At 59.6% G+C, this 14,550-nt stretch carries 11 protein-coding genes; 2 read left to right on the top strand and 9 right to left on the bottom strand.

Annotation, left to right across the window (positions count from 1 at the left end; genetic code table 11):
- Nucleotides 1–71 precede the first annotated feature (71 nt).
- The 4 genes from A0J57_RS11175 to A0J57_RS11160 form a co-directional block, all read right to left on the bottom strand.
- Nucleotides 72–1,772, bottom strand: coding sequence for a hypothetical protein (locus A0J57_RS11175; RefSeq protein ID WP_153023168.1), 1,701 nt, complete (start codon nucleotides 1,770–1,772; stop codon nucleotides 72–74).
- Nucleotides 1,773–2,075: 303 nt separating this feature from the next.
- Nucleotides 2,076–2,678, bottom strand: coding sequence for a hypothetical protein (locus tag A0J57_RS11170; protein WP_061935612.1), 603 nt, complete (start codon nucleotides 2,676–2,678; stop codon nucleotides 2,076–2,078).
- 162 nt (nucleotides 2,679–2,840) lie between these two features.
- On the bottom strand, nucleotides 2,841–3,482 hold the full coding sequence (locus tag A0J57_RS11165) for a hypothetical protein (protein WP_153017822.1): 642 nt from the start codon (nucleotides 3,480–3,482) through the stop codon (nucleotides 2,841–2,843).
- 11 nt (nucleotides 3,483–3,493) lie between these two features.
- Nucleotides 3,494–4,201 carry a PD-(D/E)XK nuclease family protein gene (locus A0J57_RS11160; protein ID WP_061935604.1) on the bottom strand — a complete coding sequence of 236 codons (708 nt, stop codon included), beginning with the start codon at nucleotides 4,199–4,201 and terminating at the stop codon, nucleotides 3,494–3,496.
- 266 nt (nucleotides 4,202–4,467) lie between these two features.
- Between A0J57_RS11160 and A0J57_RS25980 the strand changes: the two genes are divergently transcribed.
- The gene (locus A0J57_RS25980; protein ID WP_153017821.1) at nucleotides 4,468–4,908 is read left to right on the top strand and encodes a hypothetical protein; all 441 of its coding nucleotides are present in this window, start codon (nucleotides 4,468–4,470) and stop codon (nucleotides 4,906–4,908) included.
- A 141-nt stretch (nucleotides 4,909–5,049) separates the two neighbouring features.
- Here the strand turns inward: A0J57_RS25980 and A0J57_RS25975 are convergent, their stop codons facing one another.
- Nucleotides 5,050–5,466: a hypothetical protein gene (locus tag A0J57_RS25975; protein WP_153017820.1), complete on the bottom strand. Its 417-nt coding sequence runs from the start codon at nucleotides 5,464–5,466 to the stop codon at nucleotides 5,050–5,052.
- Nucleotides 5,467–5,548: 82 nt separating this feature from the next.
- Nucleotides 5,549–10,435, bottom strand: coding sequence for an autotransporter domain-containing protein (locus A0J57_RS11145; protein ID WP_153017819.1), 4,887 nt, complete (start codon nucleotides 10,433–10,435; stop codon nucleotides 5,549–5,551).
- A gap of 411 nt (nucleotides 10,436–10,846) precedes the next feature.
- Here A0J57_RS11145 and A0J57_RS11140 point away from each other — a divergent pair, with 411 nt between their 5' ends.
- On the top strand, nucleotides 10,847–11,578 hold the full coding sequence (locus A0J57_RS11140; protein WP_061935595.1) for a hypothetical protein: 732 nt from the start codon (nucleotides 10,847–10,849) through the stop codon (nucleotides 11,576–11,578).
- A 60-nt stretch (nucleotides 11,579–11,638) separates the two neighbouring features.
- Here the strand turns inward: A0J57_RS11140 and A0J57_RS11135 are convergent, their stop codons facing one another.
- The 3 genes from A0J57_RS11135 to A0J57_RS11125 form a co-directional block, all read right to left on the bottom strand.
- Nucleotides 11,639–12,286 (bottom strand): hypothetical protein, encoded by a 648-nt coding sequence (locus A0J57_RS11135; RefSeq protein ID WP_061935592.1) that lies wholly within the window; start codon nucleotides 12,284–12,286, stop codon nucleotides 11,639–11,641.
- A 148-nt stretch (nucleotides 12,287–12,434) separates the two neighbouring features.
- Nucleotides 12,435–13,607 (bottom strand): adenylosuccinate synthetase, encoded by a 1,173-nt coding sequence (locus tag A0J57_RS11130; RefSeq protein ID WP_061935589.1) that lies wholly within the window; start codon nucleotides 13,605–13,607, stop codon nucleotides 12,435–12,437.
- Nucleotide 13,608: 1 nt separating this feature from the next.
- Complete coding sequence (locus A0J57_RS11125) at nucleotides 13,609–14,493, bottom strand: hypothetical protein (protein ID WP_061935586.1); 885 nt, start codon at nucleotides 14,491–14,493, stop codon at nucleotides 13,609–13,611.
- Nucleotides 14,494–14,550 lie beyond the last annotated feature (57 nt).

Genomic DNA, 14,550 nt, shown 5'->3' with positions numbered 1-14,550 from the left:
TAGGATGACCGAAGCCGTCCAGTCGGCTTGCCGAAAATTAGCGGGCAGAATCGCGTAACGGCAGGTGGCTCCTACATCCCGACTACTTTCATTCCAGCGTCTATCAATCCTTCTATGCCACGGCGTACATCGCCGTCGCGGGCAGTGAGCGGGGCTTCCTCGACGATCAGTACCCCTTCACCCGCTGTGACGCTATCCTTGAACAGCGGTTCGCGGCCGAGGAAATAGGGCCAAAACGTCTCCGCGCGCGTGACCGAATAGGCGAGGTCGGCGGAGAAACCGATAAGTTGGTCCTGCCCAAAGACCCTCCCCTGCTGCGCCGCCTCGACGCGCACCCCACGTCCGCCCTTGAGTACGAGCCGCGCAGGGCCGTGGAAAACAAGGTATCGCAGTTGCAGCGTCAGCCAAGCGTTGAGTGAACCGAGCCGCCAATGGCGCGTGATCCGTATTGGACAGCGAATCGGCTGCACGACGGCGGCAAGGGCGCGCGGCTGGAGCACGCAGGCGGCGTCCTCAGGTAGCGTCAGGATCGTGACCTCGGCGAACCCGTCGCGGACCGCCGAGACAGTCGTGACCTCGCCTTCGTCACGGATGCGGGTGAGGAAGGTGAGACCGGTCGCGATGCTGGTGATCGGCTTTTTCCAATCAAGCAGCCATTGCGTGCCCTTCGCGCCAGGATGACTACTGGTCTGGAGATAATCCTGCCGCACGAGCAGCTCCTCCCGCGGCTCCAGCCGCACCGCGACAGAGGTGGTGGAAGGCGCTGCGGGCGGGACAGCTATGGCAATGCGCTGCGGCACCGTGAGGCGGATTGCAGGACGACGCATCGCGATCGGCGCGAGAACGGAGAAGCAGAACAGGCGAATGAGGAATGGCATGGCAATGATGAGCGCGAGGGCAAGGGCCGCAGTGCGCAGGATTTTCGTAAGCTTCGAACGTTCGGCCCAAACCCGCAGCCTTTCGGGAAGGGAGCCCGAAAACTCAATGCGAGCGCGTTCCGCATCCTTGGCGAGAGCAACACCCGCTTCCCGGATCATTTCGGTTGAAGCGGTGGCCCTTGCAAATGCATCCTTCGCACGACGGTTTACCGCGTCCTTTTGGTTAGCCACGGCAACCAATCGATCGCGATGTTTGATCGCTGCCTCGACTGCTTTGCACCGATTGTCCCGCGCAGCGACGAGCGCTTTGTGTTCGGCACTCTCCCACCATTGCCGCAGCTTCCAACCCCACCGCTGCTCGTACATATCGACATTGGATTTCGCCCGATTGCACATTGAATTTAGGCGAGCAACTTCGCGCTTCTGTCGAGCGAGATCCGCCTTTGCTGCGATGGAAGCACCGTCGCTCGTGGCCGCATCACGCGCTGTAGAGATCGCTGCTAGTTCCTGGTCGATCACCGCAACTCGCAATCTGCTAAGTTCGATAGCCAGCAGCGCCTTCTGATTGATGAGGGCGAGCGCCCACGGCAATCTAGCATCGTTGATACGTTGCATCAGCCGAGCGCGTTTCTCGTTCAAGGCACGGCGTCGATCATCGAGCTTACCGATACTCTCGCTGCGCAAAGCGACAGCGGCCTGCCTGAACGATTTCTCCTCAACGTCGCGTTTCGATTCGATTCTGCTTTTCGCGTCCTCCAGCACCTGCATGCGTACTAGAGTCGGCGACCGACCCAAAGCGACCTGCTTCACCCAAGGAATGAAAAAGGTGCTGGCCGCGATAGCTGCAACCAATAAGATGTAAAGGACCGCCTTCCGCCCCAGCCATCCGATCACTCTGCGCATAAACCTTGGAACACCCACCCACTCAGTTGCAGCCAATTTCCTGGCAAAGACGAAGAATTTTCGCAATCGGGCGAGGATGGGCTTGTGCCAATTTCCATTGCTTTGCCAAATTCGCGAGCCTCAGAATGAATTAAGGCAATCGAGGTGACGATTCCATTTTTGGGCATGACGAGCTTAATGCTTAACGGCTCCAAGTGGCGCACCGTTGCCACGCATGCCCCGGATGTACCCTGGAATTCTGCCAAAATGCCTCTGACTTCCATAGATCAGCTGACGGTGCCGTGTCGCAAGATCCTAATTTGCGAACGCGTCGGTCTGAACCTTAAATACAGCCTTCCCCAGTTCTTCGTCGGCTGCGGCCTGCGCGAGGCCCAAGGCAGCTAAAAGGGCATTTGCGCATGCATTGCCGAGGCATTCTCCTATCTCGTCGCTATCAAAATTGAACTCGATACCTCTCTCTGAATTGCAACGCACTAGCAGCGGACCGCCGACATGGTTCATCGCGTTCAATCTTCTGGAATTATGAGCGTGGATGCTGGAGAGCGTGTCCGAATCGAAAGAGCCTTTTGCTTCCAGATCCTGGATCATATTCCAGGTCTTTTGGTTAGAGGTGTCGTCGATGAACTTCTTGATCTGCTCGTCGCTCGCACATTCGAGCAACCAGAAACCGCGAACTATGGCCTCCCAAATCGACCTCGAGAGCATAAATGCCGACGGGAGGTTATTCCTCCGGGTCAGCGCTGCGATTGCGGAATGAACGTCCAGCGCCACCATGAAGGCGCCCCCGGCCAACCGATGACGGTCCGTGGCAATCAACTCCAGATTCTGTATGAGCCGCGACAGCTGGTGATCAACCCACTCCGAGCGCTCGACAGCCTTTGACAAATTCACGTCCATATTTCGCTCTTTCGCCTTCCCAATCGCTGATTTCCGTCTGAGCTGATGTGCAGTTGAAAATTCTTCGGGCCGTTGGTCGTCGTTGCAGTCCATAAAAAGGGTCGGCGGGGACTGACGCCCGAGACAGCATTGTCCGCGCCAATCCGCGGGTTCCTCTCACTCCTACCCGCCGTTGGAAACCGGCCTGAAGGAAGACTTCTCGCGTATGGCTGTCACCAGTTCATCAAGCAGAGCGCGGGCAGCCCTGATGCGGTCAAGAGTCTTTGCGACCGGCGCGAGTGCTGCCTCCAGATCATTGTCCTCGAAGCCGATCGCAAGCGCTTCGCGGTCGACTGGAATGCGAAGCGCGAGCTCTCCCGTTTTGGGGTCGCAAAGAAAGCCTCGATCTACCAGCCCCTCGGCGAGCTTCGTCTGCGCTCTGAGCACCGCCTTCCAGTCTCGCTGCCCGATTGCGTCGGTGGCGAACTCAAAGCGTATGGTGGCGCCTGCAAAGCCGCAGAAATGACCGACCCATGTGTCGGGTTCTTCACCGTCGATGCAATCCGTCGTAGCGAAGCTGAGATAGAGATCGAATTCATCATCGGCATCGCCAGCCATGCGCCACTCGGCGGGCGCCAGCCAAAGCATGTCGTCGAAATCGGTCGGCGCTTCGCCCTCCCAGCCATAGATTTTGCGCCTCTCATCAATGATCGCAGCCGTTGCCTTTTCCAGCATCGGCGTGAGGGAGCGGCGCGCATATCGTAGAGCTGCCTCAAGTTCATCAATATGCTGAACAATGACAGCGCCTACTACAGGATCGGTCATACTCTTATACCTTAAAACTCGGCAACATGATCGCCGAATGCTGCGATCAGATGCTGGACGAAAGTTCGTTTTTCTGCAGAGGCTTGTGCCGCCCGTGATGCTGCGCGAGAGATGTCGCGCCAGCAGCTATCGGCAACCGACGCAAGCTTTCCCGGGAACGGCGCCAGCAGGATAACATGAGGCGTCCGGTCACGCAGACGGGCACGGCGCGCGATCGCCACCTCGTACCGTTGTAGCTGCTGAGGCGCCAGACGTGCTCCAATCTTGACCTCAATGGCCACCAGATGTTTCCCGGTCTCGACAACAAGATCTACGCGATCGGACTTGTCGCCCAGAGGGCAAATCTCCGTCTCGACATGATAGCCAGCCGCGATCTCGGCCATCCAGTCGATGCCGGGAAGGGCCTCTTCAAGAAAGCTGCCGATGAAAAGCTTCGAGCTGCTCCCCCCGAAATCAGCCATCCAAAGGCCAGCAAGCGTCGCAGCATTGCGGACCTCGTCCCGTCCCAGCCCCGCGATCGCCCAAGGGTTGATGAGATCGCCCTGTGCTCTGGCCGCAGCGAGCGGAGTCTTCAGCGCAACGAAGGCAGCCTTCAGTGATTCCAAATCGTAAAACTGTCTGGCTGCTGAGGCTGGGGGCGATAGATAAGGCTGCAACGACTGAAACGCGGCCCGTAGCCTCTCCGCAGCAAGGTCGGGGGCGAGTGAAAGGCGAGCCATCTATATTCCTTAACGGGTTCATTACGGATGCGAAGGGACGCTGGCCATCGCGGGGACAGGCAGCTTCGTCAATGATAAGTCAGCACATTGGCAAGCAAGGTTGCCCTAGCAAAGCTCAAGTCCGTCAAGCTACTCGTGACTTTTCTGAAGCAGCATGTCGAAAAAGGGCCGAGGCTACGCAGCCTGAAGAGTTTTGCGCGGGTGGCAGCTTGCGTAACCCAACCCAAACTTTCAATGGGCATCATTTCTGAACCGTGGCGAAAAGTATGCGACCTGAGCTCAACAAGAAAGAAATTACCCGACGCGTATTTGAACGAGCTGCTTGGGTAATGCACCAGTCATGGGAAGAAAACTGGCGCCACTCGCGTTTGCTCGATGAGCCGTTGATCCCTAACTATATTATTATGGCTGGACGATCAAGAACGTCCGCAGAGCATCGTGAACATGTTGTGCCGTTGGCGCTTATTCGCAACCAGTGCGAAAAGATGTTTTCTTCGGGAGCAGATATGTCCGCCGTGGCGAAGTTGTTGGAGCGGCATTTAAAGATCGTGATGATCTCCAAAGCTGAACGCCAACGCCTTGATTTCGAACTGGGCCTGAAGGTGTGCATGCCTGAAGGTTGGTCATTCGACGACGAGAATGCCGACCCTTTTGCGAGATTGAGCGCCGCCGGCATCGAATGGGATCACATCGAACTGAATGCCTGACCGAGATTGAGAACCACGGAATGCCCCAAATCAATCGGCCTTGCCTCTCAGATTGCCGCTTTCAGCGCGTGCTCATCACCGCTATTTGCGCAACACATCCTCCGCTTCCTGCCGGGCCGTGTTAGAGTAGGGTGACGCTATTCAGTCGGAGGCCGACGGCAGTCCGGAAACCGTAAGCTCCTCCACGATGGCCCGGGCAAGCATCGGTGAGGCCCTCACGAGCTGCTGCAACTCCCGTGTTGCGCCGTCTTCCAGTCCTTGTGCATATTCACCTGCCACCCAAGGGCGACCGACATGACCGGGAGAGGGCGTGAAAAAGCATAGTGCGCCGTTCCCGTTAGTCAAAATCTGAACCCCGTAATGGGCAAGCCTCTCCATAATCAGACCCGCGATCGTCTTGAGAGGTTCTGCGCCTGTTCCAAAGTTGTTCACGTTCTGTTTACTCGTTGATTCTGCGCCAATATTTCTTGTTGGGGTGTGGATAAGGTACGCGACAGATTTGGACGCAGCAGAATTCTTCCACGTTCCAGTGCAGCGGTCGACGTAGCTATCGTCCACCCCGCGCGCAGGAGAGGAAGGCGGGCAAGCAAACGAAAGGGCGCGCCGAAACCGCCGCGCCCTTCCATTGCTACTGAGAGTGTCAGAAGCCGAAGCTAATGCCACCGCGGACCTGACCGAGGCTGTTGTGGCCACCAAAGCCGTAACCGCCAGAGAGGAACAGGTTGACGCGCTTGTTGACCGAGGCATCAACACCCAGTTCGATCAGCCCGTTACCGTCCGGATCCACACCCTTCAGGCGGAAGGCATCGCCGCCGCCCAGATACTGGACCGTACGATCGCTGCCGATGTTGCCCTGGAAGCTGTACTGAACCTTCGCATAGGGACGATAGGCGATCCCATCGGCATCACCAAGCAGAGCGCCGGCCTTCACACCCAGAACGGGCGAGAAGACGGTCTTGGAGGCGTGATCCACCTTCAGTCCGATGCCAGCGCCACCTTCTTCAGTGAAGCCGTTCATCGACCAGCGACGCAGCGCCAGCTTACCATAGGGGGTCACAACCAGACCGCTTCCGGCAGCGAAGTCATAGCCCAGCTCCAGGCTGGCATCCAACTGCTTGCCCTTGAAGTCGCCTTCGATGGTGCGAGCCAGGATCGCCAGGTCGCGTTCGACTTCAAACTTGGAGAAGCCGTAAGCCGCCTGGAAGCTGCCGTAGAACGGACCGAAGCCCTGGGTCGCATAGGCACCGATCGTATAGGTACGAACCTGCGCCTTTTCCGGCGAGCCCTGCGCGGTAACGTCGTGCTGGCCATAGCCAAAGCCGATGCCGAAGGCGCCGTCTTCCTGATAGGCCACGTCGAGACCGAAGGCACCACCATAGCTGTTGGTCTTGATCTTCGACGCACCCGACTTGGTGCCGCCCGTCTTGGCGAAGTTCGCCGACGGGTTGAACCAGATCTGGGTGCCCAGCGCCTCACCATAGCCACGGCGAGCAGCCAGACGGTTGACGGTGGTGTTGAAAACCGCGTTCTGATCGACCGCGGCCAGCGAACCGTAGATCTCCGCCGAGGAAAGCTCGTTGAAGACCTGCGCCGCCTGTGCGCTGTTCAAGCGCCAGTCGAGACCAGCAGCGATGTTGGCGATGTCCTGCGCATTGGCGATCTCCGTAACCGAAGCAAAGCCATTGCCGCCAGCAGCGTCCGTCTTCACCCGAGCAATGACGTCAGCCAGCGCGCTGTCCAGACCCACGGCTGCCGAAGCGGCATTGGGATTGGTTGCGCCCGTGGCGTAGCTCTTTCGGGTCGCCTCGATCGAAACGGTCTTGGCGGTCGCATCATGCTTCAGACCGAAGGTGACGAACTGTGAGGAGAGCGTCGGTGCCGCGGTGGCGGTGACATTGCCGGTACCGGTATAGGTGAACAGCGTATAGCCGTCGCCCGTCGAATAGAGGCTATCCTTCGACACCGTCACCGCGACCTTACCGGCCAGGTTCAGGTTACCGTCCACAGTGACCGACGACGGGATCGAGAAGACACCGGCATCGGTCGGGGTGGTGAAGTAGGGAACACTGACCCCACCGGTGATCGGACCCAGCACTTCGGGTGCTGCGCCGCCATCGTTGACTGACAGGTTGCCGAAGCGGATCAGCGAGGGGTTGACGCCCACAACCGTCGTGCCGTTGGCAGTCTGGGTGTAGTTGCCCTGCTGATAGAGCTCGATGCCCTTGATCGCTTCGGGTCCCGGCGTGACGATGCTGTTGCCAACCGTCTGAACGAAGGTCGGTGCACGACGGCCGAGGACCAGGGTGGCATCATTGTTGATGTTGCCCTTGATGCCGAACACGGCGTCGGCGCCAGCAACGTCCAGCTGAACTTCGCCAGCCTGCACGTTGAAGTTGCCAACATCCATCGTCCAGCCTGCGGGAGTCGAGCCTTCAGCCGGAACATATTCGGCACCCGTCACGACGAAGGTGCCCGCACCGGTCTTGTTGACCGTGTTGACGCCCAGCACGCGAACCGCCGTCGGGCTGAACAGGCCTTCAGCGTCTTCCGGCAGCGTGGCAGCTGGCGCGAAGTTCGCAGGCGTGGTCGCATCGGCCAGCCGAAGCTCGCTCGCACCCAGGAAGCCGGCACCATTCAGGTTGACGGTCGTGTCGGTGAGGAAGGCCCCACTGTCGTCACGCTGTGCGTCAATATCGCCAAGCGTGATCGAGCCGTTGTTCAGATTGATCGTCGCCTTGATGTCGGCGGTCTTGATGGCAGCCTCGCCACCCACGGTCAGGTTGAACGCAGCCGGGTCGACCTGCGATGCATCGAGCGGAACCGCCGGCGAAAGCAGCGAAGACAGCGCGGACGCCACCTCGCTCTGCGTCGAAACAGCGCCGGTTACGTTGAAACCGCCCGACACACCATTCTGATCGACCGTATAGGTCTGCGCAGCCGCAATCGGGGTCACAGTCACATTGGTGGTGTTGATCGTCGCATCGACCGTCGCCGATCCGCTGAACACCGAACCACCAAGCGTGGTGCTGCCCGTCAGGATGCCATTGTTGGTGAACGAGCCCGTCAAGCCTTCCAGCTCGACATCGCCAAAGGCATTTCCGCTGTTAGTGAAGCTGGCGTTACCGCCCACAGGCGTTGCAGCAACCGCCGCAGCAAGCGTCCGCGTACCCGCGTTTGTCGGGTTGGTGTCGGTCAAGGTGACAGTGCTGTCGGCATCCAGAGCCGAAACGCTGAACAGATTGCCGCCGGTGCCCAGATCGCCATTGTTGACGAGCGAAGCGGAGGTCAGCCCCTGAACTTCGACATCGCCAAGAACGGTGCCGTTGTTGATGACCGAAGCCGCGCTGCCTACTGCGGCAGTGCTGAAGGTCGATGCAACCGTGACGGGCGTAAAACCGTCCGCAGCGTAGGTCGTGACCGTCTCATCGCTGCTGCTTTCGCCCAGGCTGTTGGCGAACAGATTGCCGCCCGTACCCGTCGCAGCATCACCGATGACGCTGCCGTCTTCGACAGTGATGGAGGCACCCCCGACGCCAGAGGCGAAGACATTGCCGGCAACGCTCGGCACGCCTTTACCCTGCAGCGCAGCGGCCGTGTCGATCACGACATTGGCCTGGCCACCAGCATCGGCGAAGCTGTCAGTGAAGGTTTGCGACGTCAGCGTGTTGAGGCCACCAGCAACGCTATATTCCGAGGTGGAACCGCTGCTCGACGTGGACGCGAACGCGCTGGCGTTCACCGAACCGCCAACAGTGCCGGTGATGGTGGCCGTAGCGTTGCCGAAGCCCGCTGCAACGGTCGCATCCCCATCGATCCGGCCTGCATTGGTGAGCGTGGCATCAGCAGCGACAGCCGGAGCCGACACGGTGAACAGCGAAGTATCGACCTGAGTGCCGTCTCCCGCCGCGTCCGTCGTCCGCGTGCTGGAGGCCGTAGAGGAGGCATCGCCTACGGTGAAGGCGAATGGGCCAGTCGGGACAGCCGTGCTGACGAACACATCCTGTTCGATCTTGGCTGCCGAGCCGATAGCTGCCGAAGCAGAGGCACCGCCCACAACGCTGACATTGCCGTTAACCAGGCTGCTTCCCTGAAGCGATACGGACGCGTCTCCGCCTGCCCGCGCCTGATTGAACTGCGTGCCGCTTACCGAAGTGGAACCCTGGAAAACGCCCGCGTTATAGGTGTCGGTGTCTTCCGAGGTGAATACCCCGTTGAACGCCACGCCCTGGCTGGTCGAGGACACATTGCCCGACACCTTGCCGCCGTTGATATTGACTGCGCTCGCAGTATCGCCGCGGGAAGTGACATCGCCATTGCGGCCCGAATCGCCTGGCGCGACCGTGCCGGAAATGTTGACCGTGCTCGTGCCGCCGGTCGACGCAACATTGAAGGTGTTGTTGCTGCTATTCACGACCGAGCCGGTGCCCGCCGCGTCGCGCGAATCGGTCGACACGGCCACATTCTGCGTAGCAAACGAAGAGCCAGACGCTTCGGAGTAGATGTCGCCATAGACGGTGCCCGTCACGGTCGCCGTGCTGTTCGCTCCGCTCACCTGAGTGATGCTGCCGTCATTGCCCGCACCGAAGTTCAGCGAGCCATTGATACCCGCATAAGTGCCATCGATATCGCCGCCGACGGTCTGCTGCGAAGTGCTCGACTGGGTGGTCGTGGTAGTGCCCGAAACCGTGGTCGTCGGACCGGTCGACGTGAAGGTCGTGTTGCGGCTGAACGCGTCAGTCTGACCCAAGACCTGGCCATTGTTGGCGATCGTGATCGCGCCGGACTCGGATCCCCCGGACACATCGCCGCTGATGCGGCCAGACGCGGCGTTGGTAACGGAGATCGCCCCTTCGCTGGTCGACGCAAAGGCGCTGCCTGCAACATCGCCGTTGTTGGCGATGCTTACGGTGCCGGTGGTGGCCGATCCATCGAGGTCGCCATCGACGGTGCCAGCGTTGGTGATCGAGACGTTGGCGGCGTCGAGCGCCTGCCCGATAAGGCTACCACCCACTTCGCCGGCCAGGCCATTTGCGAGTGTCACGTCACCAAAGCCAGAGCCGACAACGCTGCCGCCTACAGTGCCATTGTTGGTAACCGATACCGCGCCGCCAAAGTCCGTCGCGCTTACGCTGCCGACGACTTCACCATTGTTGGTGGCGGTGAAGCTGTTGACGGCACTTGCCGCACCCACGCCGCCGAAGCTCAGGCCGGTTACGCGACCATCATTGGTGAGGTTTACCGCGCCGTCGCCCTGACCCGCCGCAAAGCCTCCCGCAACGAAATCATAGCCGACGCTCGCGCCGCTGATATCCGCGCCGCTGGCAATCGTAACCGTGAGGTCGGGATTGGCTGGCCTGGTGATGGCCGTAGCAATGTCGGCGTTTACGGCCGCACCGGTCCCTGCGCCGGTCGGCACGTTCACTGTGGCGGGAGCCGCCAATGCACCACCAGCGTTTGCGAGCAGAGCCGCCGCTGGTATGGAGGCTGACAACAGCAGCATCCGGTTGAACCTCGACTTCTTATTCATTCAAAACCCCTATTGGCTGCGATTCTCAGGCAGATGAGCGGCAAACGACGGGCGCCAGTGCTTTCGCGTACGCAAAAGGCTTTGCGCTGATGCTGTTCGGAACTCCCCCCATGACACCTGTAGTTGCGCAAATATGCGCAACATGCGCAAACATCTATGTGCAGACCGAAAGCCGTGCAAACCTTTTTTGTGAGTTTGCGCCCTCAAAAATGACAGAAATGGTCGCAGCCTCAATATACCGGTATGCCGCACCGCAATTTTTCTGATGTATTTGCGCAAATATTCACTTGCAAATTTGCGCTATTATAGTTTGCGCCGGAATGATCGAAGCGCATAATGATGCAGGCGCGACGGACGACGGCCGCATATGGTCGTGGTTGGCTGTCGCGCTAAGAAAACGGGCGCATACACATGTCTTTTGTCGGTGAGTGGGATCAGGATAAAGCCCGCAGCCTGATCGGTTGCCTGATCAAGGAAACCGGGTTTTCAGCAAGCCAGATTGCACGCCGCTCAGGCCTTGCGCCCTCCACGCTCACCCGGATCTACCCCAACCCTACGGTCGGCTATTCGCTCTCACAACAAAGCGTCGCTAAGCTCAGGGCCACGTTTCCAGATGCATTTTCCATCTGTGAAACGGATGCGTTGCCGCTGCGATCTCCGGCATTCGACATCACGCTGAAGGACGATCCGTCCCTTCCCGTGCTATCGAAGCAGAACGGCATCCCAGTGTACGCGGCGAGTGTCCACTTTCCTGAGGAGAGCGGCTTAGCTTTTTCCGAGCAGCTTGAACTCTGGGAGGCCGATCTTTCTCGTCCAGTTGCCTATATGGCAGCACCTTTCGGGCTGGGTGACGCCGATCGCTACCTTGTCATGTATATCCCTGGCGAAGCTATGGAACCGCGATTCAGAGCCGGCGAGCGGGTGCTATTTGACCGCGTCAAACCGGCATCGATCAATGCGGACGTGCTGGTCCAGCTGCGAGATGAATTAGGGCGCTCATTGTGGATCGCGGGTCGACTGCTAGCCCGCGACCGTAACCTTATTGAGCTGCGGCAATATCGCGAACAGGCAACCGCATCGATCCCTCACAGCCAGATCAAACAAGTTTTCCCAATCATCGGCATGATCGACGACAACGTCTGACCGACTGAAAGCACCGCCGCCCCCTATCTCGGCGCGCGGTGCATGCGCCAAATGACGCGGTCAGCGCGCCGCTACAGAGTTCATCGCTTTTTCTATTCCGGCCCATTCATGCTCATGTGTGCCGACATGATTTTCCATTCCGGGCTTCGTCAGGCAGCCTTTCGGATTGGTGTAGCTGTGGATCGTTCTGGCGGGTTGCTCGAACCAGGATATGTTGAAAGCCCAGTATTTGGGAAAGAAGTAGAGACTGGAGTAAGGCAGATGATCATGAATCCACCATGCAAGCTTCTGCCAAGCGCCCTCCTCCTGGAAGGCATCCCAGAAAGACGGAACAACGATACAGGCCGTCGCCCCCATCATACCGTCGCGCTTCCGATCCCAAATATGACTGGCGTAGTTCCGCTCGTTGGAGGCGCAGTTATAGTCCGCCTTACCGGCATTCATCATCTCGGAGCCAAGTCCGTTGACGTCGCAGGAGCGGAATGCCGAGCGTATGGCCAGCCGACCGAAGCGGTCCTGTAGCGGCTCAAGCAGATCCTGACACAGGCGGCTGCCCGCCTCGATGGCGAGGTCAGGGTCATCAGGTACGTTTGGAAGTCCGTGAATTGCCGCGATGTCCGAGAACAAAAAGTCGCGCATGAAAAACGACTTTGACAGCCGCACCCTTCCAAATTTGCTCAGACTGGCGACGCTCACCGGCTTTTTCATAGACGCTCCTTTTCTTTCGCCTTTGCTAGCCAGATGCGACATTTCCGGTCACAGTAGATGGCCACCTTTCGCACTGATAGCCATCATCCGCCGCTCCTCGACAATCGCCGTATTCGCGCCAATGGCAACGCGGATGATTGAACTGACTTCATTCGTTGCTTGGAGCCCAAAATTCAGCGATCCAGGGAAGGCGGGTAGCCATCTCAAGCTCCGCCATCATCTCTCGCACTGACCCGCTTCGCACCTCAGCGCCGTCGATCCACCCCAAGCGATCATCCCTGGCCTGATCCAGACATGTGATCGCAAGCGACGGCGTGACGGCCATAGTATCCCCCGCCACGGCCAGGTCAGCCGCGATACGGCGGCCGAGACGAGCCGGATCGAGAAGGCCGAAGCGCAAGGTTTCCTGCCAAGGATTGGGAAGGTTTGTTGCATCATCTACGCTGAACCATTGGTCAATCGACCTTTCATCCTCCATCCCTCCACGTCCATGACGGGTGAGATAGCAGCGGGTGACGTAGACCGCTTCAAGCTCCCCAAGCCCCGCCTCTGTGGCGATGGCAGTGATGTTGGCAAGACCCGTACTGGAGCGCGTGACGAATGGGAAACCAGCTGCACCCTGGTCGAGAAGTAAGCCCTGCGCTGCTTCGAAGATGATCGGCCCCATCCTGGGCAGATCGGCATCGGACTGCAGCACAACCCGTTCCGAAAAAGCCCGGCACTGCTCTACGAAGCGCTCAAGCAATGCATTTGCCGCCGCAAATGCCAGCGGGCCAGAATTCAGGTCGATGCCGAGTTGCGCGCAGCGCACAGGCAGCCATTCATCCCGGATTGCCCGCAACTTACCCACAAGATCAGGCCTACAAAGATCTGCAACTGTCAGCGTGAAGGAAGTCTGCTCGGAGCGCCCTACCGTCTCTCCGAAACCAAGGCCACAGCTACCATGCCGGCGTCCGCCGCGCGCCAGTTCCGCCGCCTGATTGACCATCATGTCCCAGGGGGTCGTGACCCAGCCGCGCGGATCCGCCGTGACCTGCGGCGGATCGCCGAAACCGATCAACGTCTCCCGTTCATCGGCAAAAAGGATGGGATGCGAAACCATGAAGCGTGACAGATGCGTACGTCCCTGCCGCAGCGTCGCCGAACCGAAATGATGGAACACATGACGCCGCCCGCCCGTCACCACGGTATGGCCTGCCTGCGCGCCACCATTGCTGCGCACTACGACGACGTCGGGGCCAAGGGAAGCAGCCAGCCAGTCGACCGTCCGCCCCTTGCCCTCGTCACCGTAATTCGCGCCGATCACGGCATAGGCGCGCATCTCAAATCCTCCCCAGCCCGGCCCAGCGAAGGCGCCGCAGCGGTTCGGGCAATAAGGTGGCAAGACTGCTCGGGGCTGTTGCGGGACGACCGCTCGCCAGTTCAATCGTGGCCACGATCGTTTCGGCAAGCCGCGCCGGGTCCTTCAGATGGATAACCCGTTCGGGCAGGATCGCCTCCCACGATGCCCGCACCTTCCGCATGTTGCGCGCCGCGTAGCTGCCGTCGACAATGATGTGAAACACTTCATAGCCCGCGCTCGCCAGCTTCACCGCTTCCCGGCCCGACACACCCCGCTGCGCATCGATGCCCAGCACTCGAGCCAATTGATCACGCTCGACACCGTCCAGCACGGGTTCATCGCCGACCGTGAACAGGAAGCCTTTGCGGCGGCGCTTCTCCATGGCGTCGTGCTCGGTCTTGAGGCCCGCGAAGACATGGGCGAGGCAATAGCTCTCTCCCTCATTGCCCCCACCGCCGCCTTCCAGCCAGAGCTGGCGTAGCTGCTCGACGATACGCAGGTCCGCCTCGAACTGCGTGACCTGCAACGGCGCCCGATCGCAATAGGCATCCCCGATCGCCATCGCCATGACATGGGGGTCGCTGACCGGCCTGCGATCCATCAACATCGTGAATGTCTCATTGAGGCCGCGCACAACCAGCTCTTCCGCCAGCATGCCCATCGAGCCGGTCACATCGACCCCAATGATGATCGGCGTGGAATCCGGATTGTCGTTGCTGTCACGCGATTCGCGAACGCCGACCCGCGCTGGATCATAGGCTGGATCCATGCCCCGAGCGCCGAAAAGCTCGCTGCGGCTGCGCCCATGAACCGAGCGGGCCGCATAAGCCTCCCAATCGCGGGCGCTCCAATTTCCGTGTCCCATGGTCAATCTCCTTACCGACTCAATAAACGTCATTTTGCATTTTATTAGATAAGATGC

Origin of the sequence: Sphingobium sp. 22B, assembly GCF_001580035.1 — a bacterium.
GTDB classification, from domain to species: domain Bacteria; phylum Pseudomonadota; class Alphaproteobacteria; order Sphingomonadales; family Sphingomonadaceae; genus Sphingobium; species Sphingobium fuliginis.
The sequence above is the reverse complement of the archived record's forward strand: the minus strand, read 5'-3'. Positions and strand labels throughout refer to the sequence as shown.

What these genes read in the sequence shown, in the direction of transcription:
- A0J57_RS11170 (WP_061935612.1), bottom strand. Translation starts at nt 2,678, where the DNA reads ATGGACGTGAATTTGTCAAAGGCTGTCGAGCGCTCGGAGTGGGTTGAT.
- A0J57_RS11165 (WP_153017822.1), bottom strand. Translation starts at nt 3,482, where the DNA reads ATGACCGATCCTGTAGTAGGCGCTGTCATTGTTCAGCATATTGATGAA.
- A0J57_RS11160 (WP_061935604.1), bottom strand. Translation starts at nt 4,201, where the DNA reads ATGGCTCGCCTTTCACTCGCCCCCGACCTTGCTGCGGAGAGGCTACGG.
- A0J57_RS25980 (WP_153017821.1), top strand. Translation starts at nt 4,468, where the DNA reads ATGCGACCTGAGCTCAACAAGAAAGAAATTACCCGACGCGTATTTGAA.
- A0J57_RS11145 (WP_153017819.1), bottom strand. Translation starts at nt 10,435, where the DNA reads ATGAATAAGAAGTCGAGGTTCAACCGGATGCTGCTGTTGTCAGCCTCC.
- A0J57_RS11140 (WP_061935595.1), top strand. Translation starts at nt 10,847, where the DNA reads ATGTCTTTTGTCGGTGAGTGGGATCAGGATAAAGCCCGCAGCCTGATC.
- A0J57_RS11135 (WP_061935592.1), bottom strand. Translation starts at nt 12,286, where the DNA reads ATGAAAAAGCCGGTGAGCGTCGCCAGTCTGAGCAAATTTGGAAGGGTG.
- A0J57_RS11130 (WP_061935589.1), bottom strand. Translation starts at nt 13,607, where the DNA reads ATGCGCGCCTATGCCGTGATCGGCGCGAATTACGGTGACGAGGGCAAG.
- A0J57_RS11125 (WP_061935586.1), bottom strand. Translation starts at nt 14,493, where the DNA reads ATGGGACACGGAAATTGGAGCGCCCGCGATTGGGAGGCTTATGCGGCC.